This window comes from Pedobacter sp. AW31-3R, assembly GCF_052180285.1.
GTDB lineage: Bacteria > Bacteroidota > Bacteroidia > Sphingobacteriales > Sphingobacteriaceae > Pedobacter.
This window is the reverse complement of record NZ_CP197475.1, coordinates 406,073-430,233: the sequence shown is the minus strand read 5'-3', so window position 1 is coordinate 430,233 and position 24,161 is coordinate 406,073. Positions and strand designations below refer to the sequence as shown.

General features: G+C 41.1%; 20 protein-coding genes. 7 read left to right on the top strand and 13 right to left on the bottom strand.

Going from position 1 to position 24,161, the window contains the following annotated elements:
* Positions 1-92: 92 nt before the first annotated feature.
* From atpG to ACSBL2_RS01795, 7 genes are all read right to left on the bottom strand, one after another.
* Positions 93-995: an ATP synthase F1 subunit gamma gene (gene atpG, locus ACSBL2_RS01825; RefSeq protein WP_442589977.1), complete on the bottom strand. Its 903-nt coding sequence runs from the start codon at positions 993-995 to the stop codon at positions 93-95.
* Between the two features lie 26 nt (positions 996-1,021).
* Positions 1,022-2,596, bottom strand: coding sequence for a F0F1 ATP synthase subunit alpha (gene atpA / locus ACSBL2_RS01820; RefSeq protein WP_442589976.1), 1,575 nt, complete (start codon positions 2,594-2,596; stop codon positions 1,022-1,024).
* Positions 2,597-2,641: 45 nt separating this feature from the next.
* A complete protein-coding gene (gene atpH / locus ACSBL2_RS01815) occupies positions 2,642-3,190 on the bottom strand; it encodes an ATP synthase F1 subunit delta (protein WP_442589975.1) in 549 nt (182 codons plus the stop codon).
* A 25-nt stretch (positions 3,191-3,215) separates the two neighbouring features.
* The gene (gene atpF, locus ACSBL2_RS01810; protein WP_442589974.1) at positions 3,216-3,710 is read right to left on the bottom strand and encodes a F0F1 ATP synthase subunit B; all 495 of its coding nucleotides are present in this window, start codon (positions 3,708-3,710) and stop codon (positions 3,216-3,218) included.
* 74 nt (positions 3,711-3,784) lie between these two features.
* On the bottom strand, positions 3,785-3,994 hold the full coding sequence (gene atpE / locus ACSBL2_RS01805; protein WP_062551197.1) for an ATP synthase F0 subunit C: 210 nt from the start codon (positions 3,992-3,994) through the stop codon (positions 3,785-3,787).
* Positions 3,995-4,037: 43 nt separating this feature from the next.
* Positions 4,038-5,198, bottom strand: coding sequence for a F0F1 ATP synthase subunit A (gene atpB / locus ACSBL2_RS01800; RefSeq protein WP_442589973.1), 1,161 nt, complete (start codon positions 5,196-5,198; stop codon positions 4,038-4,040).
* Positions 5,199-5,648: 450 nt separating this feature from the next.
* Positions 5,649-5,867 carry an AtpZ/AtpI family protein gene (locus ACSBL2_RS01795; protein WP_442589972.1) on the bottom strand — a complete coding sequence of 73 codons (219 nt, stop codon included), beginning with the start codon at positions 5,865-5,867 and terminating at the stop codon, positions 5,649-5,651.
* 106 nt (positions 5,868-5,973) lie between these two features.
* Here ACSBL2_RS01795 and porW point away from each other — a divergent pair, with 106 nt between their 5' ends.
* The 3 genes from porW to uvrC are packed head-to-tail and all read left to right on the top strand — an operon-like array spanning position 5,974 to position 12,782.
* Complete coding sequence (gene porW, locus ACSBL2_RS01790) at positions 5,974-8,748, top strand: type IX secretion system periplasmic lipoprotein PorW/SprE (protein ID WP_442589971.1); 2,775 nt, start codon at positions 5,974-5,976, stop codon at positions 8,746-8,748.
* A complete protein-coding gene (locus ACSBL2_RS01785; protein ID WP_442589970.1) occupies positions 8,745-10,970 on the top strand; it encodes a transglycosylase domain-containing protein in 2,226 nt (741 codons plus the stop codon). Before porW ends, ACSBL2_RS01785 begins: the two co-directional genes overlap by 4 nt.
* Positions 10,971-12,782 (top strand): excinuclease ABC subunit UvrC, encoded by a 1,812-nt coding sequence (gene uvrC / locus ACSBL2_RS01780; RefSeq protein WP_442589969.1) that lies wholly within the window; start codon positions 10,971-10,973, stop codon positions 12,780-12,782.
* Positions 12,783-12,818: 36 nt separating this feature from the next.
* On the opposite strand, the gene gldN is transcribed toward uvrC, so the two are convergent.
* The 6 genes from gldN to ACSBL2_RS01750 all read right to left on the bottom strand — a co-directional run bounded on the left by gldN (position 12,819) and on the right by ACSBL2_RS01750 (position 19,577).
* Complete coding sequence (gene gldN / locus ACSBL2_RS01775; protein WP_442589968.1) at positions 12,819-13,766, bottom strand: gliding motility protein GldN; 948 nt, start codon at positions 13,764-13,766, stop codon at positions 12,819-12,821.
* Positions 13,767-13,786: 20 nt separating this feature from the next.
* The gene (gene gldM / locus ACSBL2_RS01770) at positions 13,787-15,325 is read right to left on the bottom strand and encodes a gliding motility protein GldM (protein ID WP_442589967.1); all 1,539 of its coding nucleotides are present in this window, start codon (positions 15,323-15,325) and stop codon (positions 13,787-13,789) included.
* 47 nt (positions 15,326-15,372) lie between these two features.
* Positions 15,373-16,188 carry a gliding motility protein GldL gene (gene gldL, locus ACSBL2_RS01765; protein WP_442589966.1) on the bottom strand — a complete coding sequence of 272 codons (816 nt, stop codon included), beginning with the start codon at positions 16,186-16,188 and terminating at the stop codon, positions 15,373-15,375.
* A 63-nt stretch (positions 16,189-16,251) separates the two neighbouring features.
* The gene (locus ACSBL2_RS01760) at positions 16,252-17,619 is read right to left on the bottom strand and encodes an SUMF1/EgtB/PvdO family nonheme iron enzyme (protein ID WP_442589965.1); all 1,368 of its coding nucleotides are present in this window, start codon (positions 17,617-17,619) and stop codon (positions 16,252-16,254) included.
* A 191-nt stretch (positions 17,620-17,810) separates the two neighbouring features.
* A complete protein-coding gene (locus ACSBL2_RS01755; RefSeq protein WP_442589964.1) occupies positions 17,811-18,581 on the bottom strand; it encodes a uroporphyrinogen-III synthase in 771 nt (256 codons plus the stop codon).
* Positions 18,582-18,590: 9 nt separating this feature from the next.
* On the bottom strand, positions 18,591-19,577 hold the full coding sequence (locus tag ACSBL2_RS01750; protein WP_442589963.1) for a DUF4271 domain-containing protein: 987 nt from the start codon (positions 19,575-19,577) through the stop codon (positions 18,591-18,593).
* Positions 19,578-19,884: 307 nt separating this feature from the next.
* On the opposite strand from ACSBL2_RS01750, the gene hemW reads away from it, so the two are divergent.
* The 4 genes from hemW to ACSBL2_RS01730 all read left to right on the top strand — a co-directional run bounded on the left by hemW (position 19,885) and on the right by ACSBL2_RS01730 (position 24,150).
* Positions 19,885-21,030 (top strand): radical SAM family heme chaperone HemW, encoded by a 1,146-nt coding sequence (hemW, locus tag ACSBL2_RS01745; RefSeq protein ID WP_442589962.1) that lies wholly within the window; start codon positions 19,885-19,887, stop codon positions 21,028-21,030.
* The gene (locus tag ACSBL2_RS01740) at positions 21,017-21,823 is read left to right on the top strand and encodes an SDR family oxidoreductase (RefSeq protein WP_442589961.1); all 807 of its coding nucleotides are present in this window, start codon (positions 21,017-21,019) and stop codon (positions 21,821-21,823) included. The genes hemW and ACSBL2_RS01740 overlap by 14 nt, the downstream gene beginning before the upstream one ends.
* A 240-nt stretch (positions 21,824-22,063) precedes the next feature.
* Entirely contained in the window at positions 22,064-22,945 is an 882-nt protein-coding gene (locus ACSBL2_RS01735) for a cupin-like domain-containing protein (protein WP_442589960.1), read from the top strand.
* Positions 22,946-23,052: 107 nt separating this feature from the next.
* A complete protein-coding gene (locus tag ACSBL2_RS01730; RefSeq protein WP_442589959.1) occupies positions 23,053-24,150 on the top strand; it encodes a vWA domain-containing protein in 1,098 nt (365 codons plus the stop codon).
* Positions 24,151-24,161 lie beyond the last annotated feature (11 nt).

The window sequence follows — 24,161 nt, the reverse complement described above, 5'->3', positions numbered from 1 at the left end:
AAAATAAATAAATCCTGAAGTAGGGAAAGTAGTTCATATGTAAAAAAAAAGGGTGACCACTGGCCACCCTTTTAAAAAATATAATAAACTGCTTATCCGTTCAGCGCTGCAGCACCACTTACAATCTCTGTAAGCTCTGTTGTAATGGCTGCCTGACGTGCCTGGTTGTAAGCCAATTTCAATGACTTAATCAAATCACCTGCATTTTCTGTTGCTTTGTCCATCGAAGTCATCCTTGCACCATGCTCAGAAGCATGAGAATCCAATACTGCTTTATACATTTGAATCTTAATCGATTTCGGGATCAATTCCGTTACGATTTCTTCTTCTGAAGGTTCAATGATATAATCAATTGCAGCCTTGTGATCTTTAGCTACCTGAATTTTGGTTGGTTCAGTAACTTCCGTTTTTGGCAACGGCAACAATTGTTCTGTAGTTAAAATCTGAACCACTGCATTCTTGAAGCGGTTATAAACCAGCTCAACTTTATCGTAATCACCATTCTTGAAACCTTCCATAATCAACTCAGTAATTTTGGTGATGTTCTCAAATGTCAATGCAGCATACACTTCATTGTTGTTCCCGATCACATTGTAACCGCGCTTCTCGTAAAAATCATGAGCCTTTTTACCAATAGCAACAATACTAACATTTCCCTTTTTTAACTGGTCAGTGTATTTTTCTGCAATCAGGTTATTCGCTGATTTAATCACATTCAGGTTGAATGCGCCAGCAAGACCACGATTGGAAGAAATTACCACAACCAGCACTTTATTGGGCTCGCGTTCTTGTACATAAGGAGATGAAGATCCTTCCAGACTAGCAGAAAGATTCCCTAAGATCTCTTTAAGCTTCGTAGCATATGGACGTAACTGAATAATAGCATTGGTTGCACGTTTTAGCTTCGCTGCCGAAACCATTTTCATGGCTTTGGTAATCTGCTGCGTAGACTGCACCGATGATATACGAACTCTTACTTCTTTTAAATTTGCCATGCTCTTTTAGTCTTCCTCCTGTTTACTTAGTATTTTCCAGCTAATTCTTTAGCCACAGTTTCCAGTACACCTGTAATTTCATCATCCAGTTTACCTGCTTTAAGAGCAGCTAATGTTTGTGGGTGACGCAATTCCAATTGCTGTACATATTCTGCTTCAAATTCTTTTACTTTATTAACCGGAACAGAACGCATCAGGTTTTTAGTACCCACATAGATAATTGCAACTTGTTTCTCCACACTCATTGGGGAATACTGTCCTTGCTTCAAGATCTCCACGTTTCTTGCACCCTTATCCAGTACAGATTTTGTAGCGGCATCCAAATCAGAACCGAATTTAGAGAAAGCCTCTAATTCACGGTATTGAGCCTGATCCAGTTTCAAGGTACCTGCTACTTTTTTCATTGATTTAATTTGTGCATTACCACCTACACGTGATACCGAGATACCTACGTTGATTGCCGGACGAACACCTGAGTTAAACAAGTTAGACTCAAGGAAGATCTGACCATCAGTAATCGAAATTACGTTCGTTGGAATATAAGCAGAAACGTCACCCGCCTGAGTTTCAATAATCGGCAATGCCGTTAATGAACCACCACCTTTTACCAATCCTTTTAATGAATCCGGTAAATCATTCATGTTACGTGCAATGTCATCGTTTGAGTTGATTTTAGCGGCACGCTCTAATAAACGACTGTGCAGATAAAATACGTCACCCGGATAAGCTTCACGTCCCGGTGGACGACGAAGTAACAGGGAAACCTCACGGTAAGCTACTGCTTGTTTAGACAAATCATCATACACAATAAGTGCAGGACGACCTGTATCACGGAAGTACTCGCCAATTGCAGCACCAGAGAATGGAGCATAGAACTGTAAAGGAGCAGGGTCTGAGGCTGAAGCTGAAACGACAACAGTATAAGCCATTGCCCCGTTTTCTTCTAAAGTACGAACAACACCTGCAACTGTACTTGCTTTCTGACCACAAGCCACATATATACATAAGACAGGATTACCTGCTTCATAAAATTCTTTCTGATTGATAATCGTATCGATACAAACCGCACTTTTACCAGTCTGACGGTCACCAATAACCAACTCACGCTGACCACGTCCAATAGGAATCATCGCATCAATAGCTTTGATACCTGTCTGTAGAGGCTCGTTTACTGGCTGACGGTAAATTACCCCAGGAGCTTTACGCTCAATAGGCATCTCATAAGTCTCGCCTAAAATTGGGCCTTTACCATCAATTGGCTCACCCAAAGTATTTACAACACGACCTAACATACCTTCACCAACTCTGATAGAGGCGATTTTTTTCGTACGTTTAATCGTATCCCCTTCTTTAATAGTGCTGGATGGGCCTAATAAAACCACACCAACATTATCTTCTTCAAGGTTCAAAACAATACCCTGCAAGCCGTTTTCAAATTCAACTAACTCACCTGATTGAACTTTAGTCAAACCATATACACGGGCAATACCATCACCCACTTGTAATACGGTACCAACTTCTTCCAGTTCAGCTTCTGATTTGAAGCCCGACAATTGTTGCCTGATTATTGCCGATACTTCGTCTGGTCTTACCTCTACCATAGTTTTATGTTATTTCTTTTGTAATTCTTAATTTGTTTATCAGGATTACACTGTTCCCAGTGCCAATTCCTTTTTTAATTTATTCAAGCTGCCCGCTATGCTGGCATCAAACTGTTTATCGCCCACTTTAAGCACGAAACCACCGATAAGATCTGCATTGACCTTTTCGCTGATGATCACTTCATTGGCGCCAGTTTCTTTAGTAACCACAGCAACGATCTCAGCCCTGTTTTCCTCAGTAAGTGCACTTGCAGAAGAAACCTCTGCAGTTACGATCCCTTTGATCTGGTTATACTGAGCAATGAAAGATTTTGTTGTATCAAATAAAATGGCAGAACGGCCCTTACTAACAACTAACTTCAAAAAAGACCTGGTAATGGCATGAACTTTAGAACCGAAAAGATCTTCAAGGATACCAGCCTTCTTATCCAATGGAATTACAGGATTTTGAAGAATAGCTTCCAGTAAACTGTTCTGATCAATAGTCTGCTCAATAAATACCATATCATTTTTGATCGGCTCAAAAGCGTTTTGCTCCGTAGAAAGATCAATTAATGATTTGGCGTATCTGGCTGATGCTTTATTTTGTGACATTTTAATTTTATTTGACTAAAAGCAATTAGTTTAATTCAACTTCTTTCAAAAGACTCGCAACTAAATCCTGTTGCTTGGTTTTGTCAGCTAATTGGTTACGCAGAACACGTTCCGCGATATCAATTGATAATGTTGAAACCTGACTTTTCAATTCAGCTAAAGCAGCTTTCTTTTGGTTATCAATTTCAATTCTTGCTTTTTCAATCAGTTTATTTCCTTCGTTCTGAGCTTGTGTTTTAGCTTCACTAACGATATTATCTTTAAGCATTTTAGCTTCCTTAAGAATCAGGTCGCGTTCAGCACGTGCAGTTTTCATCAGTTCGTCATTCTGCGCTGTTAAACGTACCATTGCCTGTTTAGCCAGTTCAGCCTGGTTTAAAGCTTCATCAATTGATTGCTCACGTTCTTTGATTGATGCAAGAATAGGTTTCCAGGCAAATTTAGCCAGTAAAAACATCAGTAGTAAGAATGCTATGGATTGGAAGATAACCAATCCAAATTCAGGTAATAATAATTCCATCTAAGTATATATTAATTTTTTCTTTTTTTTTAACAATAAACTGTACCAGGCCAAGACCTGGTACAATTTAATTTCTAGCCATTACCCATTAGGGCAACAACTACTGCGAAAAGCGCAACAGCTTCAACGAAGGCAGCAGCGATTAACATTGCAGTTTGAATTTTAGAGGCAGCCTCAGGCTGACGGGCAATACCGTCCATAGCTGAACCACCAATGCGTCCGATACCCAGACCAGCGCCAATCGCAGCTAATCCTGCACCAATTGCAGCAATACTTCCTGTAATCATGATTTTATATATTTATTGTTGTTAAAAAAAATAATTCTTATTAATGATGCTCTTCAATCGCCATACCGATAAACAAGGCAGACAGGATTGTAAAAATAAATGCCTGGATAAAGGCAACCAACAATTCGATCGCTCCGATAAATACCGCAAAAGCAATGGAAACCGGTGCAATGTATAAGCTGTTGAAAACAAAGACCAGGCAGATCAGTGACAATACCAGAATGTGACCTGCAGTAATGTTTGCAAACAAACGAATCATCAGGGCAATAGGCTTCGTGAAAATACCAAATAACTCTACCGGTACCATCACGATATACATCCACCACGGTACATCCGGCATAAAGATATGTTTCCAGTAATACTTGTTACCGTTAAACACCGTAAGACAGAATGTAGCTATAGCTAAAATCATCGTCACCGCGATATTACCTGTTAAATTCGCACCACCCGGCAGGAATGGAACCAGACCCAGCATATTGTTAAACCAGATGAAGAAGAATACAGTAAGCAGATAAGGCATGAAACGCTCATATTTGTGACCCAGATTAGGCTTGGCAATATCATCACGCACAAATAAGATAATAGGCTCCATCCATGATTGTAATCCTTTAGGAGATTTACCTGCACGTTTTTTATAACCGGCAGCAACATTCAGGAAGACCACAAGAAGGATAACTATAGATAGTATCAGTGTGCATACATTTTTTGTAATGGACAAATCCAACGGACGCGCATTATGCGGATGATGCTTTTCATCCAGCTCAACATATTGTCCATGTGCATTGGCTTTCTCAGATGCATAATAGATTTTCTCATGCATTTTAACAAAACGAAGACCTTTTCTTTCCACTACAACTTTCGCCTCATCATCATAGTGATGACCTTCAGCGTCGTCATAATAAAAGTCAGCAGAACTGAAATTTACTACACCTTCAGTAGTGTACAAAATGATGGGAAGGTTAATGTAAGTGTGACCGATGACATGCCAGCTGTGGGAATCGGCAATGTGGTGTAAAGCGAACTTACCAATGTCAAACTTTTTCTCAGCCTCAACCTCATGTTCGGCCTGAGCACTGTGTGTTGTGTCAACTGCGGTTTCCTGCGCATATAACGAGGGTGTTACAGAGAAAAACGCCAATAACAGCGTAAAAACAACAACTAACCTATTAACTTTGAAATCAAAAACGTGGCTACAATCCATTTACTCGCAGATTTTTACTATTTATTTTGGTGGCGCAAGTTAAGTAACAGAGAGTATATTTCAAAGAAGCTGAACAATAAATATAAAGAAAAAAAATTTAGCGTAAAAACGAAGCCGTTTTCAGTAGTCTTCAGCCTGTAAACCAGCACAAAAGCCATAGAAAAAATCATTTTCAAAACTATGGATCCCATTATAGCCATAACTCCGGCTTCAGGATTCATCCGGAGGCCAATATAAGCCATCACATAAGCGACATAGGTAAGTACGCCCAGAAAGCCGAAAATCAACCAAAACTTTTTCACCAGCAGGTTAACACCTGGAAAAAACGAGGGAAGGTACCAAGCTATTAATGCGAGTAAAAGGCTGTAAGCCAAATAATATAACGAGAATTTAAGTATACTCAAAACGCTTTTTTTTTCCACAAAAATAGAAAAAACACCCGAAGGATTACTACTTTTTATGATTCAGCTGCCGCACCACCTGATAAAGCGAAATAATTACTCCCGTCAAACTTAATAATGCCGTAAAAATTGGCTTCTTACTTCCCCGGTAAGCATCGATCTGATACCCTGCATAGGTAAATAGACCTATCGTCACCAGCATCTGAAACGCAATACCGGTGTACTTTGCGAAATTGGTCGCATTTTTCTGTTTCTCTCCGTTGTCCATTCTCGTATATTCTATAAATAATTAAGCTATCTTAGTTACAAATATTGGTTATTAAAAATACTTTTGTACCCTTTCATTCTTTTATATTTTGACCCAGATTACACTTTTGAAAAATTCCGGATTCCTGAATTTAAAGTTGCTCCTCTTTTGCCTGGCCAATTGCCTGCTGCTTTCCTGCGGAAGCCAGAAGGACACGGCAATGAGCCGAGGAATGCAAAACCTGACTGCAAGATATAATTACATCTACAACTCCAATGTGATCCTCGATAACTACGAAGAGTCCCTTTATCAGAATTATGAAGATAATTATACCGATATTTTACCGGTATATACCACCCCTGAAAAGTTTAACCCATCGGCTCCCGCCCAAAGCCCTCCGAATGAAGGAGAGCTCGATGCCATCATTGAAAAATCCCGTACCATTATAGGAGAGAAATCCTTCAGCAATTATATCGATGAATCTTACCTCCTTATTGGCAAGACGAATTATTTTAAAGCCAATTATTTTATTGCCCAGGAATATTTTGATTATACCGCAAAAACATATGCCGGCAACATGGCCGTACAAATGGCTTCACTGAACTGGAAAGCAAGAAGCCTGATGCAGCTGAATAACCTGGACGAAGCTGCATTGATTCTGGATACTGTATACCAGAACCTGTCCCGACTGAAAAAACACCGTTCAGAGCCAATGGCAACAATCGCTCAAATGTATATTTACCAGGATAAGCTAACTGAAGCCACCTCCATGCTGGAAAATGCAGTGAAAGAGGCTGACCTTAAGCGTAACCGCATCCGCTGGACCTATATCCTGGCCCAGCTGTATGAAAAGCAAAAAAACTATCCCCTGGCACTTGAAAAATATACCAGAGTCCAGAAAAGCAATGCTGCCTTTGAACTGTATTTCAATGCCAATCTTAACCGGATTAAAATCAACGGACTCCTGAATGGCGAGAAGATCAACAGAAAAAAACAGTTACTCATTCTGCTGAAAGACGATAAAAACCTGGATTATAATGATCAGATTTATTATCAGGTGGCAGAAAGCTATGCAGCAGATGGGGATTATACCCAGGCAGAGAAATATTACCAGCTATCGGTAAAAAACAGCACGAGAAATAAGTACCAGAAAGGACTATCCTACCTGAGGATTGCAGATCTCAATTTTAAGCAGCTCCGGAACTTCCTTAAAGCGAAAGTTTACTATGACAGTACAGTCAGTACTTTACCTAAAAACTATCCCGCTTATCCCCAAATTCTTAAGAAAAGCCAGAATCTGGAATACCTGACCAAAAGATACGAACTCATATCGCTTCAGGATACCCTGCAAATGCTTGCCTCCTTACCAGAAAAGGAACGCCGTGATAAGGTGAATAGCCTCCTTACCATAGCAAGTCAGCATCGTATCAGTACGCAGGAAATAACTGCTGCTCCCACTGTTCCTTTCAACAATATAGATCCACAACCCGCAGACCAGGGAGCATTCTATTTCAGCAACAGCACTGCCATCAGCAGAGGCTATACAGATTTCATCAAGAAATGGGGAAACAGGCCGAAAGAAGATAACTGGCGCCAAAGTATAAAATCATCTGCCCAGACTACTGAAGAAAATATTGCAAAAGCACAGGATCCAATCCTCAACCCATCACTGAAGGATACTTTAAGAACCGACGTAAGTCAGGAGGATGTGAATGCGTATTTAAATGCAGTCCCGCTTAGCCCTGATTCCATGATGGCATCTCATCAGAAAATTATTGATGCTTATTATGAGATGGCTAATTTTTATCAGCAGGAACTGAATGACAGGGAAGAAGCCATCCGGATTTATCAGCTGATGCTTGCCAGATATCCTGCAAACAACAGGCTAGCTTCCATATATTACAGTTTGTATCTTGGCTATCAGGATATTGATACCACAAAGCAGAATCAGTATAAAAACCTGGTGCTTAACCAGTTTCCAAACAGCACCTACGCTAAGATAATCAAAGACCCCAATTATTCAACCAAACAATCCGAACTTCAGGCACTTGTTCTTCAGCAGTACAATAACCTGTTCGGGAAATATGAGCGAAAGCTGTACCCTGAGGTCGTCACAGCGGCAAATATGATGACCGGGACATACCCCGATAATGAATTAAATCCCCAGGCCGCCTACCTGAAAGCCATTGCTATAGGCAGAATGCAACCCGTAGATAACCTGATTGCTGCCTTCAGGGAAATTACCCGCTTGTATGAAGGGGACAGGCTCATTGTTCCGCTTGTTCAGGAACACCTGAGCTACATTGCGGCTCATATGGATGAATTCAGCAAAAGAAAAATCGCTCTGCCCGACTTTGATGACAATGAGCCCCGTTTTTTTGTACCTATTACCTTACCGGAAAAAAAAATATCCAACCCGTTGAGCACGATTGTAAAACCAGAAATAATCGGCATGACTACCGCAACAAAGATTCCTGAAAAACTTAATACCCCAGAGACTACCATCAGTCCTGAATCTCCTGCTAATCCTTCAAAAATATTTTCCACAGCGATCTCACTAACGTATTATTTTGTGATCGATGTCGCTGATGCAAGCCTTACCTTAACATCATCCAGATTTGGCATCGGGCAATATAACCGCGGAAACTATACAAATCAGGGACTTAAGCATCGATTAGTAGAATTTGACAATGATCAAATGATATATATTGGGAACTTTAGTAGTTTTGCAGAAGCAAAAAGTTATGCTGATGGAATAAATCCTTATCTGAAACAAATTATGAAAGTTCCTTCGGGGATTTATACGACTTTCATCATCAGTAAGGAAAACTTCGAAAAACTTCAGAGCAAAGACGTCATCAATCAATACTTAGAATTCTTCAATAACAACTATTCAAAATGACCAAAAATATTTCAGCTGCAGAGATAAAAAATTACAACCTGACACTCTGGAAATTATTGATCGGAGCACTTGTTCTCTTCACTCTTTTTATCGTTGCCCTGGGTTTCGGCGTATTTGGAACCCTGCCTTCCTTCAGGGACATAGAACACCCAAAAAGTAACCAGGCAACAGAAATTTTAACAGAAGACAAAAAAGTATTGGGTACCTATTTTGTACAGAACAGGTCCAATGTCACCTATCCGGAAATATCACCCAATGTGATCAATGCATTGATTTCAACGGAAGATACCCGCTATATGGAGCATTCTGGTATTGACTTCAAAAGAACCTTTACCATCATCTTCTATAATCTTGTCGGAAAAAAACAGGGTGCAAGTACAATTACACAGCAATTGGCCCTTAACCTATTCTCTGAAGAAGCACGTCAGCGTAATTTCTTTAAGCGCCTGATGCAGAAATTCCAGGAATGGATTGTCGCCGTGAAACTGGAAAGGAATTACACCAAAGAAGAAATCATCACCATGTACCTGAATACTGTCGATTTTGGCAACCAGGCGTACGGAATCAAATCTGCTGCAAGAGTATATTTCAACACTACGCCGGATAAATTAACTGTCCCACAGGCAGCAACACTGGTAGGACTTCAAAAAGGAATTACACGTTACTCCCCAACCCGGAATCCGGAAAGGTCACTCGCCAGAAGGAATACCGTAATGGCCAACATGGTGAAGGAAGGAGTGCTTACCCAGGCAGATTTCGATACTGAAAAACAGACCTCACTGAACTTAAAATTCAGTGCCGCAACTGTAAATGATGGCATAGCCCCTTATTTCAGGGCTGTACTCAAAAACGATATCAAAAGAATATTCCAGGAACGGACCATTATGAAAGCCGATGGCACTCCTTATGACCTCGATAGGGATGGGCTGAGAATCACGACCACCATTAACTATGATATGCAGCTGTATGCTGAAGAAGCGCAAAAAGAAGCAATGAAAATTCTTCAGGCACAGTTCACTAAAAGCTGGAAAGGTAAAAACCCGTTCAAAGGGAAAGAATTGCAGATTGAACAGGGGATAAAAAGATCCGACCGGTACAAAGCCTTACAGCTGGAAGGTAAGTCCGAAGAAGAGATCAGGACCGATTTCAATACACCGGTGAACATGAGTATTTTCACCTGGAAAGGAGATATCGACACCCTGATGAAACCTATAGATTCCGTTAAATACTATAAACTGCTGTTAAGAAATGCCATGATGGCGATGGATCCTAAAACTGGTTATGTAAAGGCATGGGTTGGAGGAATCAACTTTGAGCATTTCAAATATGACCAGGTAAAAATGGGTACCCGGCAGGTAGGATCCACAGCAAAACCATTTACCTATTCTGTAGCGATTGAAAATGGCTATTCTCCATGTTATCAGGTGTTAAATGAGCCTGTCACTATTGAGATTCCTGGGAGTGCTCCATGGACGCCTAAATCTGGTGGTACGCTGCCCGGATATATTACCCTGCAAAAAGCCCTTGCTTATTCTCAGAATTATATTGCTGCCTTTCTTATGAAACAGGTAGGCGCTACAGCTGTGGCTACACTGGCAAAAAAAATGGGAATTACCTCGAATGTACCTGCCTATCCATCCATTGCACTGGGTACCTTTGATGCCTCCGTTTTTGACATGGTAGGTGCCTATTCCGTGTTTGCCAATAAGGGAATCTGGACACAGCCTACTTATATTTTAAAAATTGAAGACAAAAATGGTGTAGTGCTGTTCTCCCAGACGCCTCAAAAACATCCTGCAATGAATGAGGAAGTGGCCTATGTCATGACCCGTATGCTTGAAGGAGTTGTTAAAAACGGTTACGGTTACAGTCTGATCAGCAAATTCGGCATCAAAAATCCCGTAGGTGGTAAAACAGGAACTACACAAAACAACTCTGACGGATGGTTTGTTGGGATTACTCCCGACCTGGTTGCCGGAGTGTGGACCGGTTGCGAGGACCGTGCCTTTCACTTTATCAATACCAGCCAGGGAGAAGGTGCTAAAACTGCATTGCCTATTTTTGGCGGATTCCTGAAAAAAGTATACGCGAACCCCAAATTAAAAATAGGTACAGGCGATTTTGAAGTACCTAAAAATGGAGTATCCATTACATACGATTGCAATCAATACCAGCAACAGCAAAGTGATACGACAGAACTGGATGAGAAGTTAGGGTTTTAAATGAACATTTTTGATTATAGAAAGGCATTAGCCGACATTCCGCACCGGCCTGGTGTTTACCAGTACTGGGACCAGGAAGATACGTTGATTTATATTGGAAAGGCTAAGGACCTGAGAAACCGTGTAGGTTCCTATTTTAATCAGGATAACCAGATGAATGGTAAAACCAGGGTGCTGGTTTCCAAAATACGGAAAATCACTTTTACCATCGTCGATACGGAAATTGATGCCTGGCTGCTCGAAAACAGCCTGATCAAAAAACATCAGCCACGTTACAATATCATGCTGAAAGATGATAAGACCTATCCATGGATTATCATCAAGAAGGAACCATTCCCACGCCTGTACTGGACAAGGAAAATGGTTAAGGACGGTTCTACCTATTTTGGGCCATACGCCTCCGTGGGCATGATGCATACCATTCTTGACCTGATTAAAGAAACCTATCCATTACGCACCTGTAATCTTCCCCTCAGCCCCGTTAATATTGCAGAAGGGAAGTTTAAAGTGTGCCTGGAGTACCAGATCGGTAACTGCAAAGGCCCATGTCAGGCCTACCAGTCATCTGCAGATTACGATCAAAGTATTGAAGAAATTAAAGATATCCTTAACGGAAAAATTGGCAATGTCATCCGTGAGGTCAAACAGATCATAAAAAATGCTGTTGCCGAGCTGAATTTTGAATATGCACACCAGTACCAGCGCAAATTACTGGTTCTCGAAAAATATCAGAGTAAGTCTACCGTGGTGAACAGTTCGATTACGAATGTTGACGTGGTCAGCATTGCTTCTGATGAGCGTTATGCTTTTGTTAACTACCTCAAAATCATGAATGGAAGTATTATCCAAACGCAGACCATAGAGATCAAAAAACGATTGGATGAATCTGACGAAGAACTGCTGACGATAGCCATCACAGAGTTCAGGACGAAGTTCAACAGTACCTCAAAAGAAATTATTGTTCCATTTGACCTTACTATCGCAGATGAAAATTTAAAGTTTACAGTGCCTAAGCTTGGAGAGAAAAAGAACCTGCTGGACCTTTCCCATAAAAACGTACTCTTCTTTAAACGTGAAAAACTCAATCAATACGAAAAACTGAATCCCGATTTAAGGTCGGAACGCATCTTGACACAAATGCAGAAAGACCTGATGCTGACTCAGCTCCCTGTCCACATCGAATGTTTTGATAACTCCAACTTCCAGGGACAATACCCTGTTTCAGCTATTGTGGTATTTAAAGATGCCAAACCTTCTAAAAAAGATTACAGGCACTTCAATGTCAAAACTGTAGAAGGGCCAAACGATTTTGCCACAATGGAGGAAGCCGTTTACAGGCGATATAAGCGCATGCTTGAAGAAGAGGGCACTCTGCCTCAGCTTATCATTATTGATGGCGGTAAAGGGCAGCTATCGTCTGCTGTAAGCAGTCTGAAGAAATTAGGTATAGACAAAAAAGTCACCGTAATCGGGATAGCAAAAAGACTGGAGGAACTGTATTATCCGGGCGATAGTTACCCCTTACACCTCGATAAGAAATCTGAGACCTTGAAAATCATCCAGCAACTGAGGGATGAAGCCCACCGCTTTGGCATTACCTTCCACAGAAAGAAGAGGGATCAGGGCACCCTGAAGACCGAACTTGAAGCCATTAAGGGTATTGGAAAAACATCAGCCGATAACTTGCTGAGACAATTTAAATCTGTAAAAAGAATTAAAGAAGCCAGCGAAGAGGAACTGGCAAAGATACTCAATAAGGCACAGCTGAAAACCCTGCTCGACTATTTCAACATAAAAAAGGGTAGCCTGTAAACCAGACTACCCTTTTTTATAGAACATACAATTCTTTTAGTATTCCCACAGACTTTGTTCATAGTCTGCTATACTTTTCTTAATCCTTTCAGATTCGTATAACTTCCTGGGATCTTTAGGATCGGTCTGGTTCAATATTTCAATAATCGTTTTATTTGCAGGATTTGTCTCTTTCACAATATTACTGGCGAACAGACGTCTCACGAAGAAATCATCATAGGTCAGTACCGAAGCATCATTACTCGGATTTACCAAACGTGATTTACTTAATAGAGGCCTTGCTTCTTCGAAATACACCCAGAAAACAGGTTGCCAGTTTCCTTCTACCATTTTCATCGGAGCAATCCCGACAATACGTGGTTCGAACACCGATCTTTTCACATCAAAGATCCAGTCTTCCTTAATCCTGTATTTCATGAAATCATCTGGTCTCAGTCTTTTCAATACCGGAGCTCCGATTTTACCATTTTCATCAGGATCACCTTCAGATGTACCTCTTGCACTCATCAAAGCCTGTTCAGCCGTTAATGCAATCTTAAAGGAATCATTATCCTCCAGCAGTCTGCCCTGGGCAGTATCTTTTGGAGAATACACCGTTAGCTCTTCATTTGCGATTGCAGTCATCAGCACCTCAATAAGCTTTGAGTTTTCCGCTTTCAGAACTGAATTAATGGTATCGCGCAAATCCAGCTCCCGCCAAACACGTTTGGAGTAAAAGACATCCTCTTCTCTCACATCAACAAAAGGAACCATGACACTGCTATCCACATCTTTTCTGGCATAAAAACCATCTTTTGGAGGTGTTTTTATCTTTACCTTTTTTAAAGGCACCACAGCTACCGTATCTGTATTTACGGCCGCCGGAGCTACAGAATTGGCAGTCGAATTCTTTGTCGTCACCTTCTTCTTGACAGGTTTACGATTTTGGGCAAAAGACGCTGTTCCAAGAGATAACAGAATAAGCAGGTACAGAACTTTTTTCATTGTGTAAATATTTATGGTGACTATTTAGCTGTAAAGGTTATTGCATCCAGACTCTTTTGTCTGCCATCCGGCCCTTCAGCGATGATATCTTTAAAGATCACTACAGCACCGGGTTTAATTGAATTTAAAGCCCCTTTTACTGCTCCGGTGAACGAACCGCCACTATTTTGCATAGTAACCGCATCCGAGCGCGGGTTGATGAAAGTAGCGGAAAATCTGACCACCCTGTATTTGATATCAAATACAAAATCGTCAAGCTCAGTATCAATAACACTGGAACGCTCTAACCATTCCAGGTCCACACTACCACCCGATTTACCTTTGATAAATGCTTTTGGTGTTGGCAATGCCTTAACCCTGAATTGTTGCGACCCCATATTAACGGTTTTACCGGCATTATTCGCAGAAACATTGATGTTAACCACTTTCCCTACCTGATCACTGCCTACAGTAACCATGAATTTACCGTTACCCCCTTTAATGGAGCCACCTGAGATACTCGCTTTCACGCTCTCCAGTGGAAAACCTGCAGCAGATACAGAGAATGGATTAGGAATACCTGCATAGATCACATTCATTTTATCAGGAGATACCGTCGCAGATGGTTTTGCCACCTGGTAAGTCTGCTCCTGCGTCCTGTATTCCTTGATCTGTCCGTCAGTCTGTTTTACCCGGATAGTTCCTACCCATTTAAATACCCCTACAGATCCTGTGCTGCCTGTATATGTTCCTTTACCATCCTTGGTCGCCAAACGGCCACCACCAACAGTAATCTCCGGACTTGATTTAGAATCACTTGCTGTCAGGAATACCTGTGCAGTATATGGCTGACCCTGGATGACATAAGATGTTGGAGCTACAGCTACTGCAGCAAACTGATCAAGGTTAACCAGCGATTTATCCATATTGCCAAACAATTTTTTCACAACTTCTGCTTCCGCATTTTTTGTATCCGATTGTATTTTTGTTAACACCGTATTCGCAGCAGTAAGCGGGGTTCCCTCACCAAAATTGATGTCCTCCCATTTCTTTTTACCATCCGTACTTTTCAGTGCATCTTTTGCTTCCAGCGTAAAAGTCACACCTGCCTGATCTTTAGGATCTAACAAAGCAATTAACTTTGTACGCGTTTCATTGATTTTAGCTTTTAATTTTTCGCCTTCTTTCTGATTGATCATGATTCCCTGTGCAATGTCAAGGTTTCCTCTTTCTACCAGATCTCCGGTTTCTTCATCCAGACCACCACCGGCAGTGCTGAACTGTTGTTTCAATTTCTGAACATAAGCATTCAGTTCGTCGGCATAAGCTTTCGCCTTATTCGCTTTTTCCCAAATAGGTTGTGCCCTTGCCGGTTCTTCTTTAAGTTTAGTATTCTGAAAAGCTGCAAACAGCTGGTCTATACTGGTATTTACGTTTGTCCTTGATGATTCAAGACTATCATTGATATTCTTAAATGCATTCAATATCGTATCAGATACGTTTAGAGCGAGCATAGCTAACAACACCAAATACATGATGTTGATCATCTTCTGCCTCGCTGTTTCTTTTCCTCCGGCCATTCTTTATGGGTATCTCTGGTTAATTATTAAATAATTTATGACCTCAATTAAATGCGTGGCTGGTTCATTGCGGTGAGCATGTTTCCATAAATTGCATTCAGAGAAGACAGATTCTTAGCCAGTTTACCAACCTCGTCTTTAAACTGTTTAGAATCTTCCATAGACTCATTAAAATTATGCATCGTTAAAGATAAATTCTGGTAGAATTTATTCATAGACTTCAGGTGAGCACTTGAATCCTGTAATTCCAATTCATAAACAGCATTCAGTGCCGATAGATTCCTTGCCAGGTTATTTACCTGCTCATGGTATGCTTTTGAATCGCCACTGCTCTCGCCCATCTCTACCAATTGTGCTGTTGCTTTACCAAATGCACCATTCAGCGTTTCAAAACTTGCTGAAGCCTGTTTTACTTTTCCTGTAAATTCATTTGTCGCAGCCGATGCATCAGCAACAGTTGATATTGCCGCTACCTTATCGCCAAAGGTGCGTAATCCGCTTCCAAGGCTTTCAATTAATTCAGGACCAATTTTAGCGTCAACCAGCATCTTATCCAATGCAGCAGTGGAAGAGAAACCAGCAGCCGGAGCCGCAGCAACAGGTCTTGCAGATGCTTTAGGCAATTCACCACTGAAATCATCACTCAGTTCCGGATAAACTTTCTCCCAGGACAGTTCAGGAGCAGGTGGGAAAAATCCTGTTAAGAAGAATAAAAAGGCCTCTACACCGAGTCCCAGACCAATCATATAATTCCCCCAAACTCCACCAAGGTGAAGAATTTTAAATAAAGCCCCGATAATTACAATACTCGCGCCCCACGAAATCGCTACGTGTAACCAGTCAAATTTCTTTTTTGCTGCCATGTGTTTTTCTTAGATAATTTTAGATAAAAGATGTTTTTTGAGTTTAATATGATTTTAAGGTAATTAGTTTCTAAAGTTAATGTCTGTTCCTGCGAAAGAAGAAACACATCTGAAACCGATGTAAGAACGGGCCTGGTCCTGGTATTCATAGGTACCTACAGAATTTTGAAGGAAAAATCCGATGTCTTTCCATGATCCGCCCCTTACCACTTTGCGTTTGAGGTATTTGCTGTCCGTTCCTTTAGCCACATAGGTAAAGTTCGGGTTAAAGTCAAGCAACATGGGTGCTGCCGATTGGTTATAAGCCGTCACTGTCCATTCCGAAACATTTCCAGCCATGTTATACAATCCATAATCATTAGGGAAGTATGACCTTACATTAACCGTATACAATCCCCCGTCATCGGAATAGTTTCCTCTTCCAACTTTAAAGTTAGCCTGCATACACCCTTTTGTATTTCTCACGTAAGGGCCACCCCATGGATATTTTGTCTTTACATTACCACCCCTGGCTGCATATTCAAATTCAGCCTCTGTCGGCAGTCTGTATTCAGGCCTGGAACTCAGCGGAATATGTCTCGATGCAGCAACTGGCTCATATAAACGGGTACGCCATACCCAAAAAGCCTGTGCCTGCTCCCATGAGACCCCTACTACAGGATAATTATCATAAGAAGGATGGTTGAAATAAGATTTCACCATTGGATCATTCTGTGAATACGAATAATCTACTTTCCATACCATAGTATCCGGATAAACACTTACGGAAGGGAATTGGTTAGGATTGTTCGCATCCGGAGAGTCCACATAACTTTCAATGAAATCCTTACGTTTTTTAGAAGGATCCTTTCTCCCTGCTTCTGCCAGATCGAGATTAACAAAACTATAAGAATACCTGAATTTTCTGATATCAAACTCTTTACGTCCCGGAAGTGCATCATCCCCACTATAGTACATGTTGTCAAGCTTGGTACCCAGACCACTTTTCCCCTTACTGTTCCACAGTTCAGAACCGTTCCCAACTTTTTTCCAGTTAATATTTTGCTGGGAAGAAAGTGTTGCTCCACCCTGTGTAGCTTTAGGGGTAATAAAGTAGGCAGGGGCAGCACCAGGGCCTAATGAAGTCAGGGCAACAGAATCTCTTACCCAATTGACAAATTGCCTGTATTCAGCATTGGTAATCTCAGTCTCATCCATATAAAAGGCACTGAATGAAGTCATCCTGGCCGGAGAACTCTGGGTATTATTAATATCCTCATCAGACATCCCTATAAGGGTTTTACCAGGTGGGATATAAACCATCCCCATTGGCATTTTTTTATTATTGAATTTTCTGTTGTAAACACCAACCAGCTCGCCCTGCCCGCCCTTTCCGCAACCGGCAAAAACTGCGGCAATTAGTATAAAACCAAGTGTGTAAATTTTCCTCATAAGTCCTCAGAGCAATTTTACAACAATTTTATCAAAAATCTGTCATAAAAACAACACCTGAAGCTAAAAAACCTGCCTATAATGCAAAAAAAAGCAAGATGTTAACATTTACATAACATCTTGCCTATCAAACGCAAAAGAATAATCAATAAAGCATCGTAACCGATAAAGACAATGCTTTCGGGAATAATTTATTTATTAGACTTTTTAATATAATTCTCTATAGCCATGATCATAGAAGGTGATTCAGGCGATGGTGCAGCAATATCAACGATTAAACCCGCGTCTTTCAGTGCTTTAGTCGTATTTACACCAAAGGCAGCAAGGCGCGTATTGTTCTGTTGAAAATTGGGGAAATTTGTATACAGTGACTGTATACTGGAAGGGCTGAAAAATCCAATAACGTCATAAGTAACATCAGCCAAATCAGACAGATCACTCACTACAGTTTTAAATAAAACCGCAGGGGTAATATTATACCCATTCTTGACCAAAAAATTCATCGTGTCTTCAGTTGCCACATCAGAACAAGGATAAAGGAATTTTTCCCCGGCATGTTTCTTCAGCACATCAGAAAGATCCGCCGCAGTCTGCTTCCCAAAGAAAATCTTTCGCTTCCTGTACTGAATATATTTCTGCAGGTACAAGGCTGTAGATTCTGAAATACAAAAATATTTCAAATCTGCCGGTACATCATACCGCATCTCTTCCGCAATCCTGAAAAAATGATCAACTGCGTTTCTACTTGTAAAAACAACAGCCGTGAATTCATTTAAACTGATTTTGTCTTTCCTAAAGTCCCTTGCAGGAACCCCCTCTACATGGATAAATGACCTGAAGTCAACTTTTACATTATACTTCTTCGCTAAATCAAAGTAAGGAGATTTCTCAGTCTCCGGCTTAGGTAAAGTTATCAGTATACTTTTTACTTTACGCAACCTATCTTCTGTTTTTTCTTGCATTTTACCTTGTTACAACTCTAATCCTATTGCCTTGATTAATATCAAAATAGGACATATTTCGAGGGCACAAAAGTACATAAATAAATAGACTTTTGAAAACCGATAATGAGATAAAATATTTACACCTGCCCTAATGAATTGAAACGTAAAGATTAACACCAGCAATAAAAATGCGATAACTATATAATAAATACCATATTTAAGCGGAGATAAGGCAAAAGCAACCACCAGCGGAATAAAGATTAAGGAAATGTTAAAATAACTCAAATATAATATTGAAATATATTCATGCACCGCTTTTTGAATATTGAACAAATGTCCCATTCCGCGAAGCAGGAAAATTTTAGCAGCATACAACACAATGATGAGCACAGAAATACTCACAAAGAAACTGAAACCACGTTCAATATAGGAAAGCTGATAGTACTGTGCCACCAGATAAAAGAACATCCCGATGGTGAAACCAAACTGGATGAAAAGCAGTAAGAATGGCCAGGAAGTAAATGCATTATCTTCCTTATTGAGGTTATTTAATCCCCTGTTGCTATAGAAGGCCTGCACAATCCCCTGCAGTTGTTTGGTAAAAGAAATTTTTAGGATGGCAAATACAACCAATAAAAAGGCAATGAAAGCCAGTACCCAGACCTTCCCTTTTAACATCGGTGTCCCCACCCTGAACCGGCTTTCTTTCTTGAGCTTCCCATATTTCTTAAACCAGGCTTCAAGATCCAGCTTCTCAAATACATTGGCCTTCATGATACTGTCGATCAGAATTGACCTGTCGATCAGGGAATCCGGAAGAATCCAGGTATGTGTCATGATGGAATCCGTTACAAATTTTTGTCTGGCCAGAAACGCGGAATCCCGGATTACCCGCGGCCTGTAGGCCCGTTGCGTTACCGTGACGGTATCTGCAGCAAGCGGAATAGCCTGTGCATGCACATTTCCATCTCCCAAAGAAAAAATAAGAAAAAAAATAAGGAGGTATTTATACATCTGATCCGCTCAACAAATAACTGGATTAACTTTTTACAAAAGTAGGTTATTAGTTTTAAATATATTGTGGTGCGTGATAAATTGAATGGTCAGATAGTTTAACCCTATGGTGACGATATGTTACCTTATTCATGGATACAGTCTGTCAATCTTTGTTACTTTTGTAAATTATCTGTTAGGATTTACACGATCGGGCATAAGCCTGACCATGTAAACCCAAACACACATAAACACGCAGCACCGTAAATGAATACCACAAATCAGCCAGCTCATTTCCCCGCCTCTTCCTCTAAAATAAAACCTTAACATGTCCGGTATATATATCCATATCCCCTTCTGCAAGCAAGCCTGCCACTATTGCGACTTCCACTTTAGTACCTCGCTTAAATATGCAGATGAAATGACAGATGCAATCTGTAAAGAGATCATCCTCAAAAAAGACCGGATTACAGGACAGGTCGGCAGCATCTATTTCGGTGGTGGCACACCATCCGTTCTGCCCACAGCAGCATTGGGCAAAATATTCGATACCCTGACCAGCCACTTTTCTATTGCTGCAGGGGCAGAAATTACCATTGAAACCAACCCAGATGACCTGGTCGCAAAAAAAATAGCAGAATTACGACAGTTGCCGGTCAACCGGTTCAGTATCGGCGTACAGTCGTTCTTCAATGAGGACCTGGTATGGATGAACAGGGCACATAACGCTGTAGAAGCCGATACCTGTATCAAACGCAGCCAGGATGCCGGATTTGAAAACCTGAGCATCGATCTGATTTATGGTTACCCCCTGCTAACCGATGAGAAGTGGCTCAGTAATATTCACAAAGCCATTGGCCTCAGCGTACCCCACCTTTCAGCCTATTCTTTAACCGTGGAACCCCGGACAGCACTGGCGCATACCATCAAAAAAGGGAAACAGATTCCCCTGAATGATGAACAAAGCGCAGCACAGTTTATCACACTAATCGACAAACTGGGAGTTGCCGGATTTGACCATTATGAAATCTCCAATTTCAGCTTTCCCGGAAAACATGCTGTCCACAATACGAATTACTGGCGCGGTATTCCTTATGTAGGAATTGGGCCATCTGCGCATGGCTTCAACAGCCATACCAGGTACCTCAATGTGGCCAACAATGCCAAATATATGCAGCACCTGGCAATCGGACAGCTGCCTGAAACGATAGAAGAACTGGATCAACATGACCGCTTCAATGAATATGTGATGACTTCCCTGCGCACCATGTGGGGAACAGATCTACAGAGAATTAAACAGGAATTTGGGAATAGCTTTCTTGAAGACACGCTGGAAAACATGAAACCGTTTATCAAAAGAGACTGGCTCAGGAAGGAAGACGATAAACTGATACTCACCCAGGATGGTAAACTTTTTGCAGATTACATCGCTTCAGAATTATTCCTTATAAACGATCAACATGAAAATGATTGACACAGACATGAAAAATAAAGTAGTATGGATTACAGGAGCATCTTCCGGAATCGGAGAAGAACTTGTGTATGCTTATAATAAGCTGGATGCAAAACTGATCATTTCCTCCCGTAACAGGGATGAATTGTTTAGGGTAAAAAACAATTGTAAAAACCAGATCAATGTACATGTACTTTCGCTGGATCTCAGAGATACAGAACAGCTGGAATATAAGGCCAAAGAAGCCCAAAAAATATTTGGCCATGTGGACCTCCTCATTAACAGTGCCGGAGTAAGTCAGCGCTCCAGGGCAATGGATACAGCGATTAACATCGAACAGGAAATCATGAACATCAATTTCTGGGGTACCGTTGCCCTAAGCAAAGGGATTCTGCCTTACATGATGGCCAATGGCGGAGGGACAGTTGCCATCATCAGCAGCCTGATGGGGAAATTCGGCACCCGACAACGTTCTGCCTATGCAGCTTCCAAACATGCATTACATGGCTATTTTGATTCGTTGCGGACAGAAGTGTTCGATAAAAATATTCATATCAGCCTGATCTGTCCCGGATTCATCAAAACCAATATTTCCCTGAATGCATTGACAGGTAATGGCCATCCCCATGGCCTCATGGATGAAGGCCAGGAAAATGGAATGTCTGCTGCCGGCTGTGCCGCAGAAATAGTCAAAGCAATTGATCAGAAGAAAGAAGAAGTATATATCGGTGGTAAAGAAACCAAAGCGGTACTGTTCAAGCGTTTCTTCCCTGCCAGATTCTCAGCCTATCTCAGAAAGGCTAAAGTTACCTAAGCTCCCCCCTTCCAGGGAACATGCGAATATTACTCATTTATTTGCGGCATAAAGATCGTTGCAGGGTATAGCTGCGTATATCTTTGTAGTCGCAAAAACCAATAATTCCATAGTTATCATTAAAACACAAGAAAGCAAATCTGTGTTTATATTGTCAGAATTTGAGATTTTTAAATCAGCAGTTTAGCGACCAAATCTATTTTGCATAATTTTACAGTATTAAAACTATATTAAGATAACATGAAGTTTGATTTAACTCAAATTGATTGCGTGGACGGAATTTCTAAAGAAGACTTTGAAAAAAACTACCTGAATAAACGCAAGCCATTAATTATCAAAAACATGGCAAGAAATTGGCCAGCCTATGAAAAATGGTCATTGGAATACATGAAGATGGTGGTGGGCGATAAGATTGTTCCTCTTTATGATAGTTCCAAAGCAGATCCTTCCAAACCCATCAATGCTTCAGCAGCTGAAATGAAGTTTGCAGACTATATCGACCTGATCAAAAGCCAACCTACAGACCTGCGCATTTTCCTGTTTGATCCTATAAAACATGCCCCAAAACTCCTGGAGGATTATATTGCACCAAAGGATTTAATGGGCGGATTCCTCGACAGTTACCCCAACATGTTCTTCGGAGGCAAAGGCTCGGTTACATTTTTGCATTACGACATCGACCTGGCACATATTTTCCATACCCATTTTAATGGACGAAAACATGTGATCCTCTTCGAAAACAAATGGAAAGACCGTTTATACCAGATCCCCTATTCTACCTACGCCATGGAAGATTATGATGTGGAAAACCCGGATTTTAATAAGTTCCCGGCCCTGAAAGGAGTTAAAGGGGTAGAAGCCTGGCTGGAACATGGAGATACCCTGTTTATGCCAACAGGTTACTGGCATTGGATGAAATACCTCGACGGTTCATTTTCTATCAGTCTGCGTGCATGGGATAAATCCTGGGCAGTAAAAGCCAATAGTCTGTATAACCTCACGATCCAGCGTAAGCTCGATGGATTCATGAAAAAAAAATTCAGAGGGAAATATATGGCATGGAAAGAAAAGCTCGCCGTGAAACGTGCAAATAAAGCACTGGAAAATAATGTCCCCGAATAGGGACCCCGTAAATTACTGATCCGCCTCTTCTCCAGTTATTTTTACAAGTAAGTAACATTAATGAGTGTATAAACTTTTATCTTCGGTATAACGTTAAGAAGAATAACATGAGAGGATTCCATTTTTCTAAATACCAGCCAGACCATCTCCCCCAGGGTGGATTCGATGAAATGCTGAACATGTTTACGCAGTTACTGAATTATACTGCTGGAGATGCTGGGGAAACCCTGGCATGGATGAATGAACTCGATAAACAATATAAGTTCACGACCGGTTCTTATGGTATGGGCGACTTTATTGATGAGCTTAAAGAGAAAGGCTATCTTAAAGAGAATACCGGAAACGGAGAAGTAGAGATCACCTCAAAAACGGAACAGACTATCCGGAAATCTGCACTCGAAGAGATATTCGGGAAATTGAAAAAAGCCGGTAAAGGCAATCACAACAGCAATATTTCGGGAATCGGTGAGGAGAAAAATGCCGACCGGAGGGAATATTCCTTCGGCGACAGCCTCGACCAGATTGATATGACCGCCTCCATACAGAATGCCCAGATCAATCATGGCATCGGTAATTTCACCCTTACAGAACGTGACCTTGAAGTGGAAGAAAAAGACTACAAAACACTGACTTCTACAGTTCTGATGATTGACATTTCCCATTCTATGATCCTTTATGGGGAAGACCGTATTACCCCTGCCAAGAAAGTGGCGATGGCATTGGCTGAACTGATCCATACGAGGTATCCTAAAGATACGCTGGATATTGTTGCCTTTGGTAATGATGCCTTTCCAATTACCGTTAAAGACCTGCCTTACCTTCAGGTAGGCCCTTACCATACCAATACCCTGGCAGGACTGGAGCTGGCCGCAGATTTATTACGCCGCCGTAAAACTCATAACAAGCAGATCTTTATGATTACTGACGGGAAACCAACCTGCCTGAAAGAAAACGGGAGGTATTATAAAAACAGTATGGGACTGGACAGGAAGGTCATCAATAAAACATTGAACATGGCCGCCCAATGCAAGCGCCTCAATATCCCGATCACAACGTTTATGATTGCACAGGACCCTTATCTGCAACAGTTTGTGAGGGATTTTACCCAAACAAATGGCGGTAGGGCATTTTACAGCTCCCTGACAGGTCTTGGAGAATACATATTTGAAGATTATATAAAGAACAGACGAAAAATAGTCCGCTAGCCGGGCAAATC

What these genes read in the sequence shown, in the direction of transcription:
- ACSBL2_RS01785 (WP_442589970.1), top strand. Translation starts at nt 8,745, where the DNA reads ATGACCAAAAATATTTCAGCTGCAGAGATAAAAAATTACAACCTGACA.
- uvrC (WP_442589969.1), top strand. Translation starts at nt 10,971, where the DNA reads ATGAACATTTTTGATTATAGAAAGGCATTAGCCGACATTCCGCACCGG.
- ACSBL2_RS01755 (WP_442589964.1), bottom strand. Translation starts at nt 18,581, where the DNA reads ATGCAAGAAAAAACAGAAGATAGGTTGCGTAAAGTAAAAAGTATACTG.
- atpH (WP_442589975.1), bottom strand. Translation starts at nt 3,190, where the DNA reads ATGTCACAAAATAAAGCATCAGCCAGATACGCCAAATCATTAATTGAT.
- atpB (WP_442589973.1), bottom strand. Translation starts at nt 5,198, where the DNA reads ATGGATTGTAGCCACGTTTTTGATTTCAAAGTTAATAGGTTAGTTGTT.
- gldL (WP_442589966.1), bottom strand. Translation starts at nt 16,188, where the DNA reads ATGGCAGCAAAAAAGAAATTTGACTGGTTACACGTAGCGATTTCGTGG.
- hemW (WP_442589962.1), top strand. Translation starts at nt 19,885, where the DNA reads ATGTCCGGTATATATATCCATATCCCCTTCTGCAAGCAAGCCTGCCAC.
- ACSBL2_RS01735 (WP_442589960.1), top strand. Translation starts at nt 22,064, where the DNA reads ATGAAGTTTGATTTAACTCAAATTGATTGCGTGGACGGAATTTCTAAA.
- ACSBL2_RS01730 (WP_442589959.1), top strand. Translation starts at nt 23,053, where the DNA reads ATGAGAGGATTCCATTTTTCTAAATACCAGCCAGACCATCTCCCCCAG.
- gldM (WP_442589967.1), bottom strand. Translation starts at nt 15,325, where the DNA reads ATGGCCGGAGGAAAAGAAACAGCGAGGCAGAAGATGATCAACATCATG.
- gldN (WP_442589968.1), bottom strand. Translation starts at nt 13,766, where the DNA reads ATGAAAAAAGTTCTGTACCTGCTTATTCTGTTATCTCTTGGAACAGCG.
- ACSBL2_RS01740 (WP_442589961.1), top strand. Translation starts at nt 21,017, where the DNA reads ATGAAAATGATTGACACAGACATGAAAAATAAAGTAGTATGGATTACA.
- ACSBL2_RS01750 (WP_442589963.1), bottom strand. Translation starts at nt 19,577, where the DNA reads ATGTATAAATACCTCCTTATTTTTTTTCTTATTTTTTCTTTGGGAGAT.
- ACSBL2_RS01760 (WP_442589965.1), bottom strand. Translation starts at nt 17,619, where the DNA reads ATGAGGAAAATTTACACACTTGGTTTTATACTAATTGCCGCAGTTTTT.
- ACSBL2_RS01795 (WP_442589972.1), bottom strand. Translation starts at nt 5,867, where the DNA reads ATGGACAACGGAGAGAAACAGAAAAATGCGACCAATTTCGCAAAGTAC.
- atpA (WP_442589976.1), bottom strand. Translation starts at nt 2,596, where the DNA reads ATGGTAGAGGTAAGACCAGACGAAGTATCGGCAATAATCAGGCAACAA.
- atpG (WP_442589977.1), bottom strand. Translation starts at nt 995, where the DNA reads ATGGCAAATTTAAAAGAAGTAAGAGTTCGTATATCATCGGTGCAGTCT.
- atpF (WP_442589974.1), bottom strand. Translation starts at nt 3,710, where the DNA reads ATGGAATTATTATTACCTGAATTTGGATTGGTTATCTTCCAATCCATA.